Origin of the sequence: Crenobacter intestini, from assembly GCF_004919095.1 — a bacterium.
Lineage (GTDB): Bacteria > Pseudomonadota > Gammaproteobacteria > Burkholderiales > Chromobacteriaceae > Craterilacuibacter > Craterilacuibacter intestini.
This window is the reverse complement of sequence record NZ_STGJ01000015.1, coordinates 16,647-36,958: the sequence shown is the minus strand read 5'-3', so window position 1 is coordinate 36,958 and position 20,312 is coordinate 16,647. Positions and strand designations below refer to the sequence as shown.

Annotated in this window: 19 protein-coding genes; 12 read left to right on the top strand and 7 right to left on the bottom strand. The window is 65.0% G+C overall.

The annotated features are described in order from the left end of the window. Nucleotides 1–27: 27 nt before the first annotated feature. The 6 genes from E5K04_RS12860 to E5K04_RS12835 all read left to right on the top strand — a co-directional run bounded on the left by E5K04_RS12860 (nucleotide 28) and on the right by E5K04_RS12835 (nucleotide 6,129). A complete protein-coding gene (locus tag E5K04_RS12860; RefSeq protein WP_136554740.1) occupies nucleotides 28–846 on the top strand; it encodes an SDR family NAD(P)-dependent oxidoreductase in 819 nt (272 codons plus the stop codon). 10 nt (nucleotides 847–856) lie between these two features. Next, complete coding sequence (locus E5K04_RS12855) at nucleotides 857–1,633, top strand: SDR family NAD(P)-dependent oxidoreductase (protein ID WP_136554738.1); 777 nt, start codon at nucleotides 857–859, stop codon at nucleotides 1,631–1,633. Nucleotides 1,634–1,636: 3 nt separating this feature from the next. Next, nucleotides 1,637–2,266, top strand: a complete 630-nt coding sequence (locus E5K04_RS12850) for a nuclear transport factor 2 family protein (protein WP_136554736.1) — start codon at nucleotides 1,637–1,639, stop codon at nucleotides 2,264–2,266. Between the two features lie 53 nt (nucleotides 2,267–2,319). Further along, nucleotides 2,320–3,381, top strand: coding sequence for an alkene reductase (locus E5K04_RS12845; RefSeq protein ID WP_136554734.1), 1,062 nt, complete (start codon nucleotides 2,320–2,322; stop codon nucleotides 3,379–3,381). A 476-nt stretch (nucleotides 3,382–3,857) separates the two neighbouring features. Beyond that, the gene (locus E5K04_RS12840; protein WP_136554732.1) at nucleotides 3,858–4,394 is read left to right on the top strand and encodes a DUF924 family protein; all 537 of its coding nucleotides are present in this window, start codon (nucleotides 3,858–3,860) and stop codon (nucleotides 4,392–4,394) included. Nucleotides 4,395–4,644: 250 nt separating this feature from the next. Further along, nucleotides 4,645–6,129, top strand: a complete 1,485-nt coding sequence (locus E5K04_RS12835) for a reverse transcriptase domain-containing protein (protein ID WP_136554730.1) — start codon at nucleotides 4,645–4,647, stop codon at nucleotides 6,127–6,129. 159 nt (nucleotides 6,130–6,288) lie between these two features. Here E5K04_RS12835 and dmpG read toward each other — a convergent pair whose 3' ends face one another. Genes dmpG through E5K04_RS12815 form a run of 4 tightly spaced genes read right to left on the bottom strand, consistent with a single transcriptional unit; the run spans nucleotide 6,289 to nucleotide 9,857 of the window. Beyond that, nucleotides 6,289–7,317: a 4-hydroxy-2-oxovalerate aldolase gene (gene dmpG, locus E5K04_RS12830; RefSeq protein ID WP_136554728.1), complete on the bottom strand. Its 1,029-nt coding sequence runs from the start codon at nucleotides 7,315–7,317 to the stop codon at nucleotides 6,289–6,291. 10 nt (nucleotides 7,318–7,327) lie between these two features. Then, complete coding sequence (locus E5K04_RS12825) at nucleotides 7,328–8,221, bottom strand: acetaldehyde dehydrogenase (acetylating) (RefSeq protein WP_136554726.1); 894 nt, start codon at nucleotides 8,219–8,221, stop codon at nucleotides 7,328–7,330. A gap of 14 nt (nucleotides 8,222–8,235) precedes the next feature. After that, nucleotides 8,236–9,027 (bottom strand): fumarylacetoacetate hydrolase family protein, encoded by a 792-nt coding sequence (locus tag E5K04_RS12820; protein WP_136554723.1) that lies wholly within the window; start codon nucleotides 9,025–9,027, stop codon nucleotides 8,236–8,238. Beyond that, a complete protein-coding gene (locus E5K04_RS12815) occupies nucleotides 9,024–9,857 on the bottom strand; it encodes an alpha/beta fold hydrolase (RefSeq protein WP_136554721.1) in 834 nt (277 codons plus the stop codon). Before E5K04_RS12815 ends, E5K04_RS12820 begins: the two co-directional genes overlap by 4 nt. Nucleotides 9,858–10,047: 190 nt before the next feature. On the opposite strand from E5K04_RS12815, the gene E5K04_RS12810 reads away from it, so the two are divergent. From E5K04_RS12810 to E5K04_RS12790, 5 genes are read left to right on the top strand one after another with little or no spacing between them, the layout of a single operon-like run. Continuing rightward, nucleotides 10,048–11,226, top strand: a complete 1,179-nt coding sequence (locus tag E5K04_RS12810) for an acyl-CoA dehydrogenase family protein (RefSeq protein WP_136554719.1) — start codon at nucleotides 10,048–10,050, stop codon at nucleotides 11,224–11,226. Nucleotides 11,227–11,278: 52 nt separating this feature from the next. Then, entirely contained in the window at nucleotides 11,279–12,991 is a 1,713-nt protein-coding gene (locus E5K04_RS12805; protein WP_136554717.1) for an FAD-dependent oxidoreductase, read from the top strand. Continuing rightward, entirely contained in the window at nucleotides 12,985–14,613 is a 1,629-nt protein-coding gene (locus E5K04_RS12800; RefSeq protein WP_136554715.1) for an FAD-binding protein, read from the top strand. Before E5K04_RS12805 ends, E5K04_RS12800 begins: the two co-directional genes overlap by 7 nt. After that, entirely contained in the window at nucleotides 14,610–15,383 is a 774-nt protein-coding gene (locus E5K04_RS12795; protein WP_136554713.1) for a glucose 1-dehydrogenase, read from the top strand. Before E5K04_RS12800 ends, E5K04_RS12795 begins: the two co-directional genes overlap by 4 nt. Nucleotides 15,384–15,417: 34 nt before the next feature. Next, a complete protein-coding gene (locus E5K04_RS12790; protein ID WP_136554711.1) occupies nucleotides 15,418–16,446 on the top strand; it encodes a ferredoxin--NADP reductase in 1,029 nt (342 codons plus the stop codon). Nucleotides 16,447–16,794: 348 nt separating this feature from the next. Here the strand turns inward: E5K04_RS12790 and E5K04_RS12785 are convergent, their stop codons facing one another. Continuing rightward, nucleotides 16,795–17,535 carry a hypothetical protein gene (locus E5K04_RS12785; protein ID WP_136554709.1) on the bottom strand — a complete coding sequence of 247 codons (741 nt, stop codon included), beginning with the start codon at nucleotides 17,533–17,535 and terminating at the stop codon, nucleotides 16,795–16,797. A 122-nt stretch (nucleotides 17,536–17,657) separates the two neighbouring features. Here E5K04_RS12785 and E5K04_RS12780 point away from each other — a divergent pair, with 122 nt between their 5' ends. Further along, complete coding sequence (locus E5K04_RS12780) at nucleotides 17,658–17,903, top strand: site-specific integrase (RefSeq protein WP_136554707.1); 246 nt, start codon at nucleotides 17,658–17,660, stop codon at nucleotides 17,901–17,903. 69 nt (nucleotides 17,904–17,972) lie between these two features. Here the strand turns inward: E5K04_RS12780 and E5K04_RS12775 are convergent, their stop codons facing one another. Both E5K04_RS12775 and E5K04_RS12770 read right to left on the bottom strand, forming a co-directional pair. Beyond that, a complete protein-coding gene (locus E5K04_RS12775) occupies nucleotides 17,973–19,148 on the bottom strand; it encodes an acyl-CoA dehydrogenase family protein (protein WP_136554705.1) in 1,176 nt (391 codons plus the stop codon). A gap of 14 nt (nucleotides 19,149–19,162) precedes the next feature. Continuing rightward, on the bottom strand, nucleotides 19,163–20,311 hold the full coding sequence (locus E5K04_RS12770; RefSeq protein ID WP_136554703.1) for an acyl-CoA dehydrogenase family protein: 1,149 nt from the start codon (nucleotides 20,309–20,311) through the stop codon (nucleotides 19,163–19,165). Nucleotide 20,312: the final 1 nt, after the last annotated feature.

Genomic DNA, 20,312 nt, shown 5'->3' with positions numbered 1-20,312 from the left:
GGAGGTCCCGCCCAAGGAGAGCTGAAGATGAGATTTGCAGGCAAGGTCGCGCTGGTTACCGGCGCAGGGCAGGGCATGGGGCGCGCGATCGCGCGGCAACTGGCAGCCGAGGGCGCCAACGTGGTCGCGGTCGACATCAACCTTGCCGCCGCACAAGAAACCGTCGCCGGCCTTGAAGGCGCGATGGCCCGCTCGGTCAATATCGCCGACAGCGCCGCGGTCGCCGCCGTGTTCGCCGAAACCGACGCGCGTTACGGCCGCTTCGACGTGCTCGTCAACAACGCCGGCATCGGCAACTGCAAGAACGACGGCTTCGACAAGCTCCTGACCCGCCTCGCGCTGCGCGGCGAGCAACAGGCACGCGGCGAGCCGGTCACCGTCTTCCCCGACCTGATCATCGACATGGCCGACGAAGGCTGGCAGGGCGTGATCAACGTCAACCTCAACGGCACCTTCTACTGCACGCGCGAGGCGGTGCGCCTGATGGTCAAGCACGGCATCAAGGGCAATATCGTCAACATCTCGTCGACCTCGGCGATCTCGGGCGAGGGCAGCCTGCACTACGCCGCGTCCAAGGCCGCGCTGCACGGCATGGCGCGCTCGCTCGCCCGCGAACTCGGCCCCCGCGGCATCCGCGTCAACAACGTGGTGCCCGGCCCGACCAACACCCCGATCATGCAGCAGGTCGGCCAGGACTGGATCAACAGCATGGTCGCCGCCATCCCGCTGGGCCGCATGGCCGAGCCGGAAGACATCGCGCGCACCGTTGCCTTCGTCGCGTCCGACGACGCGGCGATGGTCACCGGCGCCGACATCGTCGCCAACGGCGGCAGCTACTTCAAGTAAGGAGGCAGACATGGGCAAGAGACTGGCAGGCAAGGTCGCCTTCATCACCGGCGGCAGCTCCGGCATTGGCGAAGCCACCGCGCACCGTTTCGCGCAAGAGGGCGCGCATGTGTTCATCTGCGGCCGCCGCGAGGCGCCGCTGGCAGCGGTGGCCGAGGCGGTGCGCGCGCGCGGCGGCCAGTGCGACTATGTAGTCGCCGACGTCGGCGTCGAGGGTCAGATCGCCGGCGCGATCGAGTCGGCGCGCGCCAAGGCTGGCCGCCTCGACATCGTCGTCAACAACGCGATGGCGTACAGCTGGGGCGCGATCGCCGACACCGAGCTTGACGCCTGGCGCTCGAACTTCACCACCACCGTCGACGGCACCTTCTTCGGCACGCGCAGCGCGCTGCGCATCTTCCGTGAGCAGGGCTCGGCCGGTGCCATCGTCAATATCGCGTCGATCTGCGGGCTGTTCGGTACCGCGTGGATGGCCGGCTACTCGGCGGCCAAGGCGGCGGTGATCAACTTCTCGCGCGCGGCGGCCAGCGAAGGCGCGGCCAGCGGCGTGCGTGTCAACGTGGTGGTGCCCGGCGTGGTCGAGACCCCGGCGACCGCCGGCATGCTCTCCGACGACAAGACGCGCGCCGGCACCGAGCGGCTGATCCCGATGAAACGCGTCGGCCGCCCGGAAGAGCTCGCCAACGCGATCCTGTTCCTCGCCAGCGACGACGCCAGCTACGTGACCGGCGCCGTGCTGTCGGTCGATGGCGGCCGCGCGGCCGACCTTGTCACCGCGCTGGAGTAAGCGATGCCCGAAATGACGCTAGAAGAACGCATCGACCGGCTCGAATCGTTCGAGTCGATCCGCCAACTCGCCGGCCGCTACGCGCTGTCGCTCGACATGCGCGACCTGGACGCGCACGTCAACCTGTTCGCGCCCGACATCCGGGTCGGCCGCGACAAGACCGGCCGTGCGCACCTGAAGGCCTGGGTCGACGACACGCTGCGCGACCAGTTCACCGGCACCTCGCACCATATCGGCCAGCACATCATCGAGTTCACCGACCCCGACCACGCGGTCGGCGTCGTCTACTCGAAGAACGAGCACGAATGCGGCCGCGAGTGGGTGATCATGCAGATGCTGTACTGGGACGACTACGAGCGCGTCGACGGCGTGTGGGTGTTCCGTCGCCGCTTGCCGTGCTACTGGTACGCGAGCGACCTGAACGCGCCGCCGATCGGCGACATGAAGATGCGCTGGCCGGGGCGCGAGCCCTACCGCGGCACCTTCCACGAACTGTTTCCGTCGTGGCAGGCGTTCTGGGCCCAGCGGCCTGACCGCGACACGCTGCCCGAAGTGGCAGCACCGGCGCCGCTGAACGGCTTTTTGAAGGCGATGCGCCGCGGCGCGGCCGACCCGAAGATCCGTGTGCGCTAACACCAGCCCCCCTCACGCCGCCTGCCCGTCAGGGCGGGCGGCCAGGAGTTTACATGCCCACCCTGTTCGACCCGCTCGCCCTGGGCGAGCTCACACTCAGCAACCGCGTCGTGATGGCGCCGATGACGCGCAACCGTGCGGGCGGTGACGGCGTGCCCGGCACCGCCATGGTCGACTACTACGCGCAGCGCGCCAGCGCCGGCCTGATCGTCGCCGAAGGCGCGTGGCCCGAGCCGGAAGGCCAGGCCTACTGCCGCCAGCCCGGCATCCATAGCCGCGAGCAGGTGCGCGCGTGGCGGCGGGTGACCGACGCCGTGCACGAGGCGGGCGGGTGCATCGTGCTGCAGCTGATGCACGCCGGGCGCGTCGGCAGCCACCAGATCAAGGGCGAGGGCGTGCGTACCGTCGCGCCGTCGGCCATCGCCGCGCGTGGCGAGATCTTTACCGACCGCGCCGGCATGCAGCCCTTCGATACCCCCGTCGCACTCTCCACCACCGAGGTGAAACAAGTGATCGCTGGCCACGGCGAGGCGGCCGCGCGCGCGCTGGAGGCGGGGTTTGACGGGGTCGAGCTGCACGGCACCAGCGGTTACCTGCCGATGACCTTCCTGTGCAGCGGCACCAACCTGCGCGACGACGAATACGGCGGCGCGCTGGAGAACCGCGTGCGCTTCGCCGACGAGTGCCTGGCCGCGATGGCCGCCGCCTGCGGCGCAGGCCGCGTAGGGCTTAGGCTCAACCCCGGCAATACCTATAACGACACTTCGGACGCCGACCCGGCGGCGAGCCACGCCGCGCTGATGCGCGCCGCCGCCCGCCGCGGCATTGCCTACCTGCACGTGATGCGCGCGCCGCGAGACGACATCGACGCCTTCGCCCTGGCGCGCGAACACTTCGGCGACGCGCTGATCCTCAACGACGGTTTCGACGGCGCCAAGGCCGACGCGGCGGTGCGCGCAGGCGAGGGCGCGGCGGTGTCGTTCGCCCGCCACTACATCGCCAACCCGGACCTGGTGCGCCGCCTGCGCGAGGGCCTGCCGCTGGCGCGCTTCGACCGAGCGACGCTCTACACGGCGGGCGAGGCCGGCTACAACGACTACCCGCCACTGGCGTAAGTTTGCAGGGAGAGCAGCACACTGGCCGGCGTAACGCCGGCCTTTTGCATGGTGGAGTCCCTGTGTCAGTTTGGAGGTCCTGCTAGGGTTTTGTGTCCGCTGCGCGGACGTGTTGGAGTGCCGCTTGCCGCGCTGACCGAACGCGGCAAGCTTAGCGGCGCGAGGGAATACGAACGGGCAAGGGGCTTGTAGCGTCAAGCCCCTTGCATCCCAAACGCCCCCGAAGGCTCGCGACTTCCCCGTCAAAAAGACGCTGGCGAGGCGCTGGCCAACTCCATGCGTGCGAATCTTTGATTCGCCTAGCGGGGTATTCGCTAGCGTCGAATCGCTCGAACAAAGGCCAGCTTAAGACCTCGCCAGCATCTTTTTTGACGGCGCGAGCCTACGCGGTGGGGTGGCTGACGTAAGTGAGCCGCAAACTGTCGGCCTCTGTGCCAGTTTTCGATAGCGATATGGCCAACCAAGAGGAGAGGGCGATGTGGAAAGAGGTGTTGGGGTTCTGGTTCGGTGAAGTCGACCCCGCCCAGTGGTGGCGGGTGGACCCGGCGTTCGACGCACACCTCGCCGGGCGCTTCAGCGGGCAGTGGCGGCAGGCCGCGGCGGGCGAGCTGTTCGCGTGGCGTTCCTGTGCGCGCGGCCGGCTCGCCGAAGTCATCGTGCTCGACCAGTTCTCGCGCAACATCCAGCGAGGCACGCCGCTCGCTTTCGCGCAGGACGCGATGGCGCTCGCGCTCGCGCAAGAGGCGGTCGCCGCCGGCGCGCTGGCGGCGCTTGCCGAAACCGAACGCGGCTTCCTGCTGATGCCCTATATGCACAGCGAGTCGCGGCTGATCCACGCGCACGCCGAGGCGTTGTTCAGGCAATACGCGACAGACGACAGCTACCGGTTCGAGCTCAGGCATCAGGCCATCGTCGAGCGCTTCGGCCGCTACCCGCACCGCAACGCGATCCTCGGTCGCGAGTCGACGGATGAGGAAACCGAGTTTCTCAAGCAGCCGGGATCTGTATTTTAGGTAGGAAAAACAAAGGGAGGCATTGCTTGGGATGTGTTATGGCTGAAATTTCGTGTTGACATTTGAATTGTTCGTTTGGTATTGTTCAAAAACTTCCTTAGAGGAAGAACGGATGGTTCTTTATTCTGGGCTCGTCTCAGGCATTGGTCAGTGCGTTCCGCAATGCATTGAAACTGGAAACTTACTTTTACTGGGTTCCTTCCGTGGAAAGCCTGAGCTACGCTCAGGCTTTTTGTTTTGAGGTGTTGAAATGAATTTGGAAAGTCGCATTTTTGGTGAAATTGTGAAGGAATGTGACAAGCTGAGGTTGAGATATCATGCTTATCATAATAATGTTCACAAGGAATGGGTGAGGAATAGGAAAAGAATAGAAAACCCTTCGCCGAAAGAGATTAAGGTTCCAGAGTACTGGGAGTCTAATAGGCTTTACAACCCATTTTATGTAAGATCTAATGCCAAAGCCATTGCGAGATCAATTGCAAGAAAAATAGAGGCCGGGGTGTATGTTCCAGTGCCTCCTATTGAGAAATTGATTCAAAAATCTTCAGGTGGATATAGGACTATAAGTATATATCAGATACCCGATGCTGCTGTTTCTAGGTTGTTTTACGAGAGGCTTTTGAGTAAGAACAAGCATAGGTTTAGTTCGTTTTCTTATGCTTATAGGAACGATAGAAATGTGCACTTTGCTATCCAGGATATTTCCCTGGATATTGAGCGAGATTCAAGAACATTTATTGCTGAGTTTGATTTTTCTGATTTTTTTGGCTCTATACGACATGACTATTTGTTAGATCAATTACATGTCAATGGCTTTGCTGTGAGTGGCGAGGAAGAGATTGTCATTAAATCATTTCTAAAGGGGCGGGACAAGGGGATTCCTCAGGGGACTTCAATTTCTTTGTTTTTGGCGAATTTGGTTTGTTGGCAGTTGGATAAGTCTCTTGAGAAGGAAGGGTTAAGATTTGCGCGATATGCGGATGATACAGTTATATGGAGTCAGGATTATACTAGGATATGTAAGTCTTTTGAGTTGATAGAGGACTTCTCAAAAAGGGTGGGGGTTAGAATTAATGTTGGTAAGTCGGATGGTATAAGCTTGCTCTCTAGCGAGGGGATGGCAACTGAGATAAATGCTAAGAATAGTTTTGACTTTCTTGGTTATTCTATCGGTGTGGGAGTTTGTTCTATAAAGAAGTCTGCGGAAAGAAGAATAAAAAAGCAGATTTCCTATATTTTTTATAGAAATTTAATTCAGCCTGTGCAGGTTGTTCCGTTTGGTGCGTTTGAATTGGATAGGAACTTGCTTGTTGCAATAATGCATGTGCGAAGATACATGTATGGCGGTTTGTCTCGCGATGATTTAAATCGTTATCTTGGTGGGCGAAAGAGATGGCTTAATTTTAAGGGTGTGATGAGCTTTTACCCATTGGTAAATAACGAAAGGCAGCTAAAAGAACTTGACGGCTGGTTGTTGTCAGTCGCTTTTAGGTCAATTAGGCGGAGGGCTGCACTGCTTGGTGGTTATTCTACTGGTTTTTGTTCTCATCCTTTGTATGCCTGTGGTAGGTCAGAATTGCTTTTGCATCTAAATGGCAACAAAGTTAAAAGAGAGGGCGGCTTTGAGTTGCCAAGTTTTTTCCTGATGTACAAGGCTTTAAAGAAGGGTCTGTTGGATGCGGGTATTGAAAGGGTTATGCATCCTGAGTCGGTGAAGTATGATTATATGGAATGATCGTTTTGTGGATTGGATTAAATGAATTATGTTCCTAGCTGGGAGCTGGCTTGTGCAACATAGCTATTTCTTCTGGTTATGAGTATTTTGTTGATTTGATAAGTTAAACCCCGGCGCAAGGCCGGGGTTGTCTGCTGCTCAACAGGCCGCCGCCCGTTTTCAGCGCAAGCCGCGTGCCTTCGCCAGCGTCAGCGCGGTGTCTTCGATCATGTCTTCCTGGCCGCCGACCATGCCGCGCCGGCCCATCTCGAGCAGCAGTTCGCGGGCGGGGACGCCGTATTTGGCCTCGGCGCGCTTGGCGAACAGCAGGAAGGAGCCGTAGACGCCGGCAAAGCCCAGCGTCAGCGCGTCGCGGTCGATGCGGATCGGGAAGTCCATGATCGGCACCACCAGGTCCTCGGCGACGTCGGAGATCTTGAACACGTCGACGCCGGTTTCGATGCCCATGCGCTGGCACACCGCGATGAACACTTCGAGCGGGGTGTTGCCGGCGCCGGCGCCAAGCCCTGCCGCGGCGGCGTCGATGCGCGTCGCGCCTTCTTCCAGCGCGGCGAGCGAGTTGGCGACGCCCATCGCCAGGTTGTGGTGGCCATGAAAACCGATCTCGGTGCTGTCAGAAAGTACCTCGCGCACAGCGCGGATGCGGGCTTTCACGTCGTCCGGCAGCATGTAGCCGGCCGAGTCGGTGATGTAGATGCAGTTGGCGCCAAAGCTTTCCATCAGCCTGGCCTGGCGAGCCAGGCCTTCCGGCGTGTTCATGTGCGCCATCATCAGGAAGCCTACGGTGTCTAGGCCTAGCTTGCGCGCCATGCCGATATGCTGCTCGGAGACGTCGGCCTCGGTGCAGTGGGTGGCGACGCGGATGGTCGCAACGCCCAGTTCGTGCGCCATCTTCAGGTGGTCGACGGTGCCGATGCCGGGCAACAGCAGCGCCGAGACGCGCGCCTGCTTGACGGTGCCGACCACCGCCGAGATGTATTCTTCGTCGCTGTGCGCCGGGAAGCCGTAGTTGACCGAGGCGCCGCCCAGTCCATCGCCGTGGGTGACTTCGATCAGCGGCACGCCGGCCGCGTCGAGGCCGCGTGCGATGTCGACCATCTGCGTGAGCGAAATCTGGTGACGCTTGGGGTGCATGCCGTCGCGCAGCGTCATGTCGTGGACGGTGATTTTCTTGCCGGTGAGGTTCATCGAGCGCTCCTTACAGGGTGTCGAGCTTGAGCATACGGCCTGCCAGCGCCTCGGCGGTGCGGCAGGCGGCAGCGGTCATGATGTCGAGGTTGCCGGCGTAGCGCGGCAGGTAGTCGCCCAGGCCCGCCACTTCCAGGTAGACGGACACGCGCTTGCCGTCGAACACCGGGCCGTTGACCAGGCGGTAGCCCGGCACGTAGCGCTGCACCTCGGCGACCATCTGCTGTACCGACTCGGTGATCGCCGCCTCGTCGGGCGTCTCGTCGGTCAGGCAGTGGATGGTGTCGCGCATGATCAAGGGCGGCTCGGCCGGGTTGAGCACGATGATCGCCTTGCCCTCGCGCGCGCCGCCGATGCTCGCCACCGCGCCGGCGGTGGTGCGGGTGAATTCGTCGATGTTCTTGCGCGTGCCGGGGCCTGCCGAGCGGCTGGAGACGGTGGCGACGATCTCTGCGTAGGCCACCGGCTGCACGCGGCTGACCGCGTACACCATCGGGATGGTCGCCTGGCCGCCGCAGGTCACCATATTGACGTTGGGCTCGTTGGCGGCCAGGTGCTCGGCCAGGTTGACCGGCGGCACGCAGTAGGGGCCGATCGCTGCGGGGGTGAGGTCGATCACCTTCACGCCCAGCGCGGTCAGCGCGTCCGAATTCTCGCGGTGCACGTAGGCGCTGGTCGCGTCGAACGCGATGCGGATGCCGTCAGCCTTCACGTGCGGGAGCAAGCCCGCCACGCCCTCGGCGATGGTCTTCAGCCCCTTGTCGCGGGCGAGGGCGAGACCCTCGGATTCAGGGTCGATGCCGACCATCCACACCGGCTCCAGCACTTCGCTGCGCAACAGCTTGTACATCAGGTCGGTGCCGATATTGCCCGACCCGATCAGCGCGCACTTGATCTTGTCCATGTTCTCCTCCTTGTTCACTCGGTAAACGCGATCGAGGCGCCGCCCAGACCGTCGATCTGCATGGTGTAGCGGTCGCCGGCACGGATGGGCAGCAGCGGCGCGAGCGAGCCGGACAGGATCAGCTCGCCCGCCTTGAACGGGATGCCGAAACCGCCCAGCGTGTTGGCAAGCCAGGCGACCGCCTCGGCCGGGTGGCCCTGCACCGCGCTGCCGTAGCCGCTGGCGACATGCTCGCCGTTCTTCTCGATATCCATGCGCAGCATGGCGAGATCCAGCCCGGCCACCGGCGTGTGGGTGTCGCCGATCACGAACACGCCGCAACTGGCGTTGTCGGCGACGGTGTCCTCGATCGCGATCTGCCAGTTGGCGATGCGCGAATCGACGATCTCGAAGCAAGGCGCGACCCACTCGGTCGCAGCGAGTACGTCCTCGCGGGTGACGCCGGGGCCTTGCAGGTCGGCCTTGAGCATGAAGGCGATCTCGCCCTCGGCGCGCGGCTGGATCAGGCGGGCAGCCGACAGGCTGACCGTGCTGCCGTTGTCGACGTGCATGCGGTCGGTCAGGAAACCAAAGTCCGGCTGGTGCACGCCAAGCATCTCCTGCACCGGCTTGGAGGTGACGCCGATCTTCTTGCCGACAACGCGTTCGCCGTCGGCCTCGCGCAGGCGCAGCATGGCAAGCGAGATGCGGTAGGCGTCGTCGACGGTCAGCGCCGGGTGGCGGCCCTTGAGCGGCGGCAGGGTGCGCGCGCCTTGCAAGGCGGCGTAGAGCTCGCGGGCGAGCTCGTCGGTCAGAGCGTGGTTCATGCGAGCTCCTTCAGGAAGTCGATGCACTGGCGGTTGAACAGCGCCTCGTGCTCGACCTGCACCCAGTGGCCGCAGCGGTTGAGCACGGTAAAGCGCACGTTAGGCGTGTGTGCGAGGAACTTCATCACGCCCGAGACCGGGTTGAAGTGGTCGTCCTGCCCCCAGAAGCCGAATACCGGGCAGGCGAGTTCGTTCAGGCGCGCAGTCATGTTCGGCACGCGCATGGTCGAGAACAAATTCTTCGGCTGGGAAGGCGCGATCGCGGCGCGCTCGGCGATCAACGCGTCGGTGAGCAGCGACGGGTCGAACAGCTGCAACTGCATCACGTGGCGCATCTCGGCCGGCCCCATCGGCCCCTTGGCGTAGGTTTCGACCATGCGCACGATGCCCGGCATCGTGAAGTAGGTCTCGCGCTCCTCGACGCCGCCCGGCGCCATCAGCACCAGCGCGCGCACCCGCTCGGGGTGGGCGAGCGCGAGGCCCAGCGCGATGGCGCCGCCCAGCGAGTTGCCGAGGAGGGTGCAGCGCTGGATGTCCAGCGCGTCAAGCAAAGCCGTCACGCGGCCGACGAAGAAGTCGAGGTCGTAGGCTACGTTTTCGGGCTTGTCGGACAGGCCGAAGCCGGGCAGGTCGATCACCAGGTTGCGGTAACCGGCGTCGGCGAACGCCGGCGCGTTGCCCTTGAAGTTGCTGTAGCCGCTGGCGCCGGGGCCGCTGCCGTGCAGCCACAGCACGGGTTCGCCCTGGCCGTATTCGAGGCAATGGATCTTCAGGCCGTCGTCAAGCGTGACGAAGCGGCCGACCGGGATCGGGGAGGGGTAGACGTTCATGGTGGTTCCGCGCGCTATGGGACGGTTCTGAGTGTCGCGGCGGGTAGGCGGCGGCGAATCGTCCGATTGGCGTAGCCTCGCGGCGCGCACCTTGCCGCAGCCCTAATCCAATCAGACGATTCCGCGCTTGCGCCGTGGTGGAACGATGGCCTACAGCCGACAAGGGCTTGCCAAGCCAGGAGAGAACGCCATGACGCAAATCACCGCAGAAGAACTGATCCGCCGCGCTCGTGCGCTGGTGCCGGCGCTCAAGGAGCGCGCCGAGCGCGCCGAGCGCGAGCTGAAGATCCCCGCCGAGACCATCGCCGACATGCAGGAGGCGGGCTTCTTCCGCATCCTGCAGCCCAAGCGCTACGGCGGTTACGAGTTGCCGCCGGCGGTGTTCGCCGAAGTGCAGATGACGCTGGCCGAGGGCTGCATGTCGACCGCGTGGATGTACGGCGTGGTCGGCGTGCACCCGTGGCAGCTCGGCCTGTTCCCGGACGAGGCGCAGCGCGACGTGTGGGGTGACGACGACTCGACGCTGGTCGCGTCGACCTATATGCCGGTAGCCCGGGTGACCGAGGTTGAAGGCGGCTACCGCATCAGCGGCCGCTGGAGCTTCTCGACTGGCTGCGAGAATTGCGACTGGGTGTTCCTCGGCGGCAACCTCAAGCCTAGTGAAGGCAAGGGCGACACCTACCGCACCTTCCTGCTGCCCAAGTCCGACTACCGCATCGAACGCAACTGGGACGTGATCGGCCTGAGGGGCACCGGCAGCCACGACATCGTGGTCGAGGACGCCTTCGTGCCGGTGCACCGCACCCACGCGACCAACTGCCACGACGAGGCCTCGCACCCGGGCCGCGTGCTTAATACCGCGCCGCTCTACCGCATCCCGTTCGCGCAGATGTTCATCCCGGCGGTGTCCAACTCGTGCATCGGCGCGCTCAAGGCCGCCTGCGACGCGTTCCAGGGCTTCGTCACCCCGCTGGTCGGCAAGAACATGGGCAACCGCGCCATCGAAGACCCGAACGCGCAGCTCGCCTTTGCGCAGGCGCTCGCCGGCTTTGATGAAATGCGCACGCTGCGCCTCGAGCACTACCGCCGCATCTACGCCGCCGCCGAGGCCGGCAACTTGCCGGACCCGAACACCCGCATGCAGTGGCGCTACCAGGTCACCCGCACCGCCTACCAGGCCGGCGAGCTGACCAACCAGTTGCTGCGCAGCTGCGGCGGCGCCGGCACCTACCGCAAGAACCCGCTGACCCGCATCTTCCTCGACATGATGACCGGCCGCGCGCATATCGCGAACAACACCGACATGTTCGGCCGCGGCATGGCCGCCACCCTGCTCAAGGGCGAGGTCACGCCGGACCCGTTCCTGTAAGCGTCCCCCAACCGCCCCCGCAGGGCTGCGGGGGCCACGCCAGGAGGCAAACATGAAACAGGAATTCGACGTCGTCGTGGTCGGTTCGGGTGCCGGCGCGATGATGGCCGCGCTGCGCGCGCACGACGAGGGCCTGTCGGTCGCGCTGATCGAGAAGAGCGACCGCTACGGCGGCACCTCGGCGATCTCCGGCGGCGGCATCTGGATCCCGCTGAACAAGCAGATCAGGGACGACCGCGAGGCGGTGCTGGGCTACGTGCGCGTCGCCGCGCAAGGCCAGGTCGCCGACGCGCGGCTGGTCGCCTATGTGGACACCGCGCACGAGATGGTCGAGTACCTGCAACAGGCGACGCGGCTGCGCTACGCGGCGTGCCACCGCTACCCCGACTACTACCCGGCGCTAGCCGGCGCGCGCGAGGGCGGGCGCACCATGGACCCGGAAGTGTTCGACGGCGGCCTGCTCGGCGAGGAACTTGCCCGCCTGCGCGAGCCGTCCAGCTCGACGCTGCTGATGGGCAAGGTGGCGATGACCGCGCGCGACGCGCACCGCATGCTCGCCAAGGAAAAGGGCTGGAAGCTGTTGTTCGCCAAGCTGATGCTGCGCTTCGCGCTCGACTTCCGCGCCCGCAAACGCCTGGGCCGGCGCACCGACCGCCGCCTGGCGCTGGGTAACGCGCTGGTGGCTGGGCTACGGCACGGCTTGCTCACCCGCCAGGTGCCGCTCTACCTGGAGACGGCGCTCGAGTCGCTGTCGTTCGAGGGCGGCCGGGTGAGCGGGGTGGTGGCCACACAGAACGGCAAGCGCGTAGAGATCCGCGCGCGGCGCGGCGTGGTGCTCGCCGCCGGCGGCTTCGAGCGCAACCAGGCATTGCGTGACCAGTACCTGCCCGCGCCCAGCCAGGCCGCGTGGGGGGTGACCCCGCCCAACAACACCGGCGACGCGCTCTTGGCCGCGCAGGCGCTGGGCGCCGCGACCGACCTGATGGGCTGGGCGTGGTGGGCGCCGACCATCCACGTGCCCAAGCAGGCCGCGCAGACCGGCCTGTTCGCCGAGCGCAGCCTGCCCGGCTGCATCGCGGTCGACGGCGAGGGGCGCCGCTTCGTCAACGAGGCCAAGCCCTACCTCGAATTCGTCACCGCGATGTACGCGCGCCACCGCGAGAACGGCCGCTGCGTGCCGGCGTGGCTGATCTTCGACGCCGACTTCCGCCACAAGTACCCGATGGGCCCGCTGATGCCCGGCCAGGTCGTGCCGGACCGCAAGAGTTGGCAAGGCGTGGTGTACTGGAAGGCCGACACGCTGGAAGAGCTGGCCAAAGAGATCGGCGTCGACGCGGCCGGCCTCGCCGCCACCGTCGCGCGCGTCAACGAAGACGCCGCCAGTGGCACTGACCGCGACTACGGCAAGGGCGGCAACGTGTTCGACCGCTATTACAGCGACGCCAGCGTCAAGCCCAACCCGTGCCTCGCGCCGATCGCCAAGGGGCCTTTCTACGCGATGAGGCTAGACGCCGGCGACATCGGCACCAAGGGCGGCCTGTTGACCAACGAAGACGCGCAGGTGCTGGACGAGCGCGGCGCGCCGATCGCCGGCCTCTACGCGATCGGCAACACCTCGGCGTCGGTGATGGGGCCATCCTACCCGGGCGCCGGCTCGACGCTCGGCCCGGCGCTGACCTTCGGCTACCGCGCGGCCAAACATCTGGCCCTGCTGCCCGAGCGCGCACCGGTTACTGCGACGATCACGGCGGCGGTCGCATGCTGAGCAAACACTGGACCGTCCGCCAGCAGGCTTTAAGCGGCGAAGTCTACCCGCCCGAGGTGGTCGACGACGTCGACAGCTACCCGTGGGACGCGATCACCGGCGTGCTGGTCGCCGGCTTCGGCGCCGCCGGTTCAAGCCGGCTCTCCGGTGGCGTGGAATATGCCGGCGGCAGCACCGTCCAGCAGCGCGCAGCCGGCATCGCCGACACGCCGGAGGCGATGTTCGAGTACCTGAGCCAGGAGGTCGGCGACGCGGTCTCTCCTGCTACGCTTGCGCGCTTCTGCGAAGAGAGCGCCGCCAACCTGGAATGGCTGGAGACCCACGGCGCGCGCTTCGCGTCGACCACCCCCAAACGCAAGACCTCGTACCCGCCGGACGGCGTGTTCCTCTATTACTCGGGCAACGAGACGGTGCTTGCGCGCGCCGGGCGCCACCCCAGCGCGATGCGCGGCCACCGCACGGTGTCGGCTGGACAGAGCGGCGCCACCCTGTACGCGGCGCTCAAAAAGAGCGTGCGCGCGCACGGCGCGACGGTGTGGAAACAGGCCGCGGTGCGCCGCCTGCTGACCGACCGCGCGGGCCGCGTGGTCGGTGCCGAGGTGTGGCGGCTGCCGGAAGGCTCGGCGGCCGCCCAGCGGCACACTGCGGCGCACCGCGAGGCCAACCTCAAGTACCCGTTCAACCCCAACCTTGCCGAGTCGCTCAGGCACGAGACGCTGCAGATCGAGCTTGCGCACCCCAAGCCCGTGCGCGTGCGCGCGACAGGCGGCGTGGTGCTCGCCAGCGGCGGCTTCATGTTCAACCGCGCGATGCTCGAGCAGCACGCGCCCAAATACCTCGCCAACTGGCGCAACGGCAGCACCGGCTGCGACGGCTCGGGCATCCGGCTGGGGCAGGCGGCGGGCGGCGCGACCTCGCGCATGGAAAAGGTGTCGGCGTGGCGCTTCATTTCGCCGCCCTACGCGTGGCCGATGGGCGTCGCCGTCAACCGCCGGGGCCAGCGCTTCTGCAACGAGGAGGTGTACGGCTCGACGCTGGGCAACGCGATCATCGAAGAGCAGGGCGGCCGCGCCTGGCTGCTGCTCGACAGACGCCTGCGCGCTCAGGCGATCCGCGAATGCTTCGGCAAGGAGTTGTGGGGCTTCCAGAAGTGGCCGGCGCTGGCGGGCATGCTTTTGGGCTGCACGCGCGCGTTCACCCTCAACGGCCTCGCGCGCAAGCTGGGCATGGACGCTGCCGTGCTCGCCGCAACCATAGACGCCAACAACCGCGCCGCGCGCGGCGAGCAGGAAGACGAGGTCGGCAAGTCCCCCGCCATGCGCCGCGAGCTGACGCGCGGGCCGTGGTACGCGCTTGATCTGTCGCCGCACTTCAAGTTTTTCCCGCTCTCGTCGATCACGCTGGGCGGCCTGGCCGTGTCCGAAACCACCGGCGAAGTGCTGCGCGGCAACGGCACGCCGATCAAGGGCCTGTACGCCGCCGGGCGCGCCGCGGCCGGCATCCCGTCCAACATCTACCTGTCCGGGCTATCGCTGGCCGACTGCGTGTTCAGCGGCCGCCGCGCCGCGCGCCACGCCGTCGCCGCGTACGCCGAGGCTCACTGCAAGGAGTTGACCGCATGACTGAAAACACAAGACAGGGCCGTGTCGCCGGCAAGGTCGCGCTGATCACCGGCGGCGCCAGCGGCGTCGGCCGCGAGGACGCGCTGTTGTTCGCCGCCGAGGGCGCGCGCGTGGTGATCACCGACGTCAACGTCGAGGCGGGCGAGGCACTTGCGCGCGAGATCGGCGACGCCGCGCTGTTCGTGGCACACGACATCGCCAGCGAGGCCGCGTGGCGCACGGTGATGGACAAGGCACTCAGCCGGTTCGGTAAGCTTGACGTGCTGGTCAACAACGCGGCGATCTGCCCGCCGGCCAGCATCGAGGACTGTAGCCTGGACGCCTGGCAGAAGGTGATGCGCGTGAACGCCGACGGCTATTTCCTTGGCTGCAAGTTCGGCGTGGAAGCGCTGAAGGAGAGGGGCGGCGCCATCATCAACATGTCGTCGGTCGCGGCGCTGGGCGGCATGGACACCTTCGCCGCCTACAGCGCGAGCAAGGGCGCGGTCGCCGCGCTGACCCGCTCGGTCGCCGTGCACTGCCGCAAGCAGCGCTACCGCATCCGCTGCAACTCGGTGCACCCGGACGGCATCCTGACCCCGCTGACCGCCGACCTCTACCCCAAGGGCGTCGACATGCGCCGCTTCACCATCGACCACGACCCGTTGGCGCGCATGTGCCTGCCGCGCGACGTCGCCAATGTGGTGCTGTTCCTCGCCTCCGACGAGGCGCGCGCCATCAGCGGCAGCGAGGTGCGTGTCGACAGCGGCCAGCTGTTGATGAGCCTGTAAGCACCGCCCATACAACAACGACAGGGAAACCCCGATGAGCCACTACCACAGCCTGACCGTCTCGCGGGTGATCGACGAGACGCACGACAGCAAGTCGCTGGTGTTCGACGTGCCCGCCGCGCTGGCCGAGGCCTTCGCCTACAAGAGCGGCCAGTTTCTCACCCTGCGCGTGCCGCATGCAGCCGGCACCCTGCCGCGCTGCTACTCGCTCGCCTCGGCGCCGGGCTTGGACGACGCGCCGCGCGTCACGGTCAAGCGGGTGGCCGACGGGCGCGCGTCCAACTGGCTGTGCGACAAGGTGAAGGCCGGCGACACGCTGGAGGTGCTGGCCCCCGCCGGCGTGTTCACCGCGAAAAGCTACGCCGGCGACTTCCTGCTGTTCGCCGGCGGCAGCGGCGTCACCCCGGTGTTCTCGATTGCCCGTAGCGCGCTCGCCAGTGGCCAGGGCAGGGTGCTGATGGTGTACGCCAACCGCGATGAACGTTCGGTGATCTTCCGCGACGCGCTCAAAAGCCTGGCCGCCGACTACCCGGACAGGCTGACCGTCGTGCACTGGCTGGACAGCGTGCAGGGCGTGCCCAGCGCCGCGCAGTTGGCCGCGCTCGCGCGGCCCTTCGCGAACGCCGAAGCCTTCATCTGCGGGCCGGCCCCCTTCATGGACGCGGCCGAGGCGGCGATGGCCCAACTTGGCGCCGCGCGCGAACGCGTGCATGTCGAACGCTTTGTCTCCTTGCCCGGCGAAGACGAGGTGGCCACCGCGCCGCAGACCGGCGGCGAGGCCGCCCGCGCCGTGGCGCTTACCGTGCTGCTCGACGGCGAGACGCACCGCATCGAGGCCAATAGCGGCGAATTCCTGCTCGCCGCGATGGACCGCGCCGGCCTGCGCGCACCGCACTCCTGCCGCGTCGGCGGCTGCGCGTCGTGCATGTGCAAGGTGAACGAGGGCAGCGTCAAGCTGCACGCCAACACCGCGCTGGACGAAACCGATCTCGCCGAAGGCTGGACGCTGGCCTGCCAGGCGGTCGCCGAAACCGACGCGGTGACGGTGGCGTTTCCGGATTGAGGGGTGCTTGCTCGTTGCATCCAACACAAAAGCCGCCTGAGGGCGGCTTTTATTTGGCGTGCGTATAAAACGAAAGCTAGGGACTGTGGCTCGTTCCCGTATGAGTACCTCATGCCTCTAACGTTGGAGGTAACGTGCAGCCGGTGCTGCAAAGCAGCGGAGGGAACCCAAAGCGTAGTTTTGGGCTGTCACGTTGACCGAAAGGTTAGGCATTACAATGCTGCATTGCAATTTTCTTCGCTCATATTGTTTTCCTTTCATCTTGGCTAACGTTTTCCATAACCGGTGTGCAAAAGCAGAGCGAAGCGGCGCTTTTGCACGTCCGGGTTGATGGCATTGTTAGTCGCATTAGAAAACACTTTTGATCACCGAATTGACGCCAGAAATGAGTTCATCAACTTGCTCTTCAGTAGGTTCCGTCGATTTCTGGTGGCTGCAGATATTTCGGATATCGGCAAGTAACTGAATCTTGCGCCATGCTGGAGTATCGTAGACCCCTTTGTTTTTCAGCGGATCATTCAGGTCAGATATGGTGGGGTTTTTCTTACCAATCGTGATCTTGTGGTTAGCAGCCACTCGTTGAAGGTGTCTTTCAAGTACCACACCAGCCAATGCGCCAGACGCACGTTTACTTACCTTCTTGAGTTGTGTTGCGGCATGAAGCTCGGAATCTTGTAGTTCTGCAAAAAGGTGTCCAGTGACATCTTGCAATACACTGTCGATTCGTGACGACAGCGAAGCAATGATTTGCATTTGGTTCACTACCCGGATCATTACGGTGTTATTGGTGTCCCAAAGTGGTTTGTCGTAACTATTCGTACGCGCACCGATTCCCTTGACGTAATCTTGTATTACATAGTTGCTAGCATCGCTAACTTTTCTTTTTGGATCGATGAGGTAGTAGCTAGTGAACTCGTTGAGCCGTTCCGGCGCTAGGGACTCAACTAGTTTGTAGGCGCGGGAATACCACGCCTGGTATTTTGTGCCGAACTTGATTATGTCCTTGTTGTCTTTTGCAAGATCCATTAACTCTGTCTGGCTATCCAGTAGAGCCTTGAGTTCCTTCTTTATTTCTTCGGCAGCGCTCATGTGGGTTTCTCGCGGCTAACGTGAAATATACACCTTTGCAGGTGTATATTTGTTTTGTCTGTGTGTATAACTCGGCATGACGCGTGGGTTTCTCATTGTTTTACAAGCCATTGGGGTTGCCAATGCCTGAAAGTGCACAGTCAGATGGGACTGCCGCGCCATGTTTACTGGATGTGCTGTGCGATGCCTTGCGGGTGCGAGTTTACAGCCTACGTATCGAGCAGCAATATGTCAATTGGGTGCTGTGCTTTTTGCGCTTTCACCATCATCGGCACCCTCGCGAAATGTGGGCGGAGGAGGTCAGCCGCTTGCTTGCCCATCTGGCGGTGGAGGGGCAGGTGTCTGCATCCACGCAAAATCAGGCTTAGTCTGCGCTATAGAGGCAAGCAGTTGTGTGCTCCCCAAAAGAACTTCGCCGCCTTCCGGCGGCGAATGTGTCAGCGCCCCTTGGCCTCCCTCGGCATGCCCAAACCCCGCTCGGCGATCAGGTTGCGCTGGATCTGGTTGCTGCCGCCGTACAGGGTATCGGCGCGGGTGAACAGGAACAGCGACTGCAAGCGGGTGAGTCCGTAGGGGGCGGTGTCGCACAACTCGGCCGCCTCGCCCAGCACGTCCATCGCCAGCTTGCCGAGGTTGCGGTGCCAGCTGGCCCAGTGCAGCTTGTAGACCAGCGCCGCACGGGTTTCTTCCGCGTCACCCCCCAGCATGCGCAGCGCGTTGTAGCGCATCACGGTCAGCCCCATCTGCGCCTCGGCGATGCGGGCGCGGATGTCCGGGTCTTGCGCCGCGCCGTTGTCCTTGGCCACGCGGATGATTTCGTCGAGCTCCCCGCGAAACTGCATCTGCTGGCCCAGCGTCGACACCCCGCGCTCGAAGCCCAGCAGCGCCATCGCGATCTTCCAGCCGTCGCCCGGTGCGCCCAGCAGGTCGGCGGCCACCGCCTCGTCGAAGAACACCTCGTTGAATTCGCTGCTGCCGGTGATCTGCTCGATCGGGCGCACGGTCACCCCCGGCTGGGCCATCGCCACCAGGAAGAAACCGAGGCCCAGGTGGCCGCTGGACGCCGGGTCGGTGCGCGCCAGCACGAAGCACCAGTCGGCCAGGTGGGCGAGCGAGGTCCACACCTTCTGCCCGCTGATGCGCCAGCGGCCGTCGTCGCCCAGGCGCGCGCGGGTGGCGACCGCGGCGAGGTCGGAGCCGGCGGCAGGTTCCGAGTAGCCCTGGCACCACAGCGCTTCGCCCCTGAGGATGGGCGGCAGGTAGCGCGCCTTCTGGTCGGGTGTGCCGAAGGCGGCGATGGTCGGCCCGGCCAGGCCCTCGCCGATGTGGCCGAGGCGGCCCGGGCCGCCGGCGCGCGCGTATTCCTCGGCGAAGATCACCTGGCGCGAGATGGTCGCGCCGCGCCCGCCGTCTTCCGTCGCCCAGCCGACGCCGACCCAGCCGCCCGCGGCCAGCCGTTTTTCCCACGCGCGGCGCTCGTCGATGAAGCTGTGTTCGTCGCCGGGGCCGCCGCGAAAGCGCAACTTCTCGAATTCTCCGGTCAGGTTTTCCGCGAGCCAGCGCGCGGCTTGTTCGCGGAAGGCTTCGTCTTCGGGACTGAAGCTGATTTTCATGGTGGTTTCCTTGTTCAGTCGAGCAGGGCGCGGGCGACGCGCTCGCGGTGCAGCGCGGGGCTGCCGAGGAAGTGGCTGCAGCCCTGCGCACGCTTGAAGTAGAGGTGCACGTCGTACTCCCAGGTGAAGCCGACGCCGCCAAACAGCTGCAGGGCGGAGCCCGCGTTGTAGAACGCGGCTTCACCCGCGTAGGCCTTGGCAAGGCTGGCGGCTTGGGGTAGCTCCCGGGCGACCTTGCGCGCGGCCTCGTCGCGGCCGAACAGCGCTTCGTTGGCGACGCAGGCGGCGTAATAGACGGCCGAACGCGCGAGCTCGGCCTTGAGCAGCATGTCGGCCGCGCGGTGCTTGATCGCCTGGTAGCTGGCGATGGCGCGGCCGAACTGGCGGCGCTCGCCGGTGTAGTCGACCGCCATCGCGAGCGAAGCGTCGGCGACGCCCAACAATTCGGCTGCAATCAGCACCGTCGCGCAGTCGCGCGCGGTGGTGAGCGTTGTGTCATCCAGGCGGGTGAGGCGTGCGCTCGCGGGCACGGCCACGTCGCTGAGCAGCACTTCGGCCTGCGCGCGGGTCTGGTCCATGGTCGGGATAGGGCGCGCGCTAAGGCCCGGGCTTTCCGCAGGCAGCGCGAACAGCGCGGTTTCTCCCGTTTCGTCGTGGGCGACCACCAGCATGAGGTTGGCGACATGCGCGTGCGGCACGGCGGCGAAGCGGCCGCTCAGGAGGTAACCGTCGCCGTGCAGGCGGAAGCGCGCGCCGTCCGTGCACTTGCGCTCGGCGTACGCAAGGCCGGCCACGCTTGCGATGGTGGTGCCGGCGGCGATGCCGGACAGCCACGCCGCTTGCTGCGCGTCGTCGGCGCAGGCGAGCAGGGTGCTGGCGGCGAGGCCGACCGTCGCGTGGTAGGGCACGCAGGCGACATGGCGGCCCAGTTGTTCGCCGACCAGCGCCGCCTCGACAAACCCTGCACCCAGCCCGCCGAAGCGTTCGGGCACCAGCACCGCGCAGGCCTGCATGTCGACGGCGAGCGCCTGCCACAGCGCATCGTCGGTGCCGGTGGCGCTTGCCATCGCGACGCGCACCTGCGTGCTGGCCGACTGTTCGGCGAGCAGGGCGGCGACGGCGTCGCGGATCATCCGTTGTTCTTCGGTGAAGGTGAACTGCATG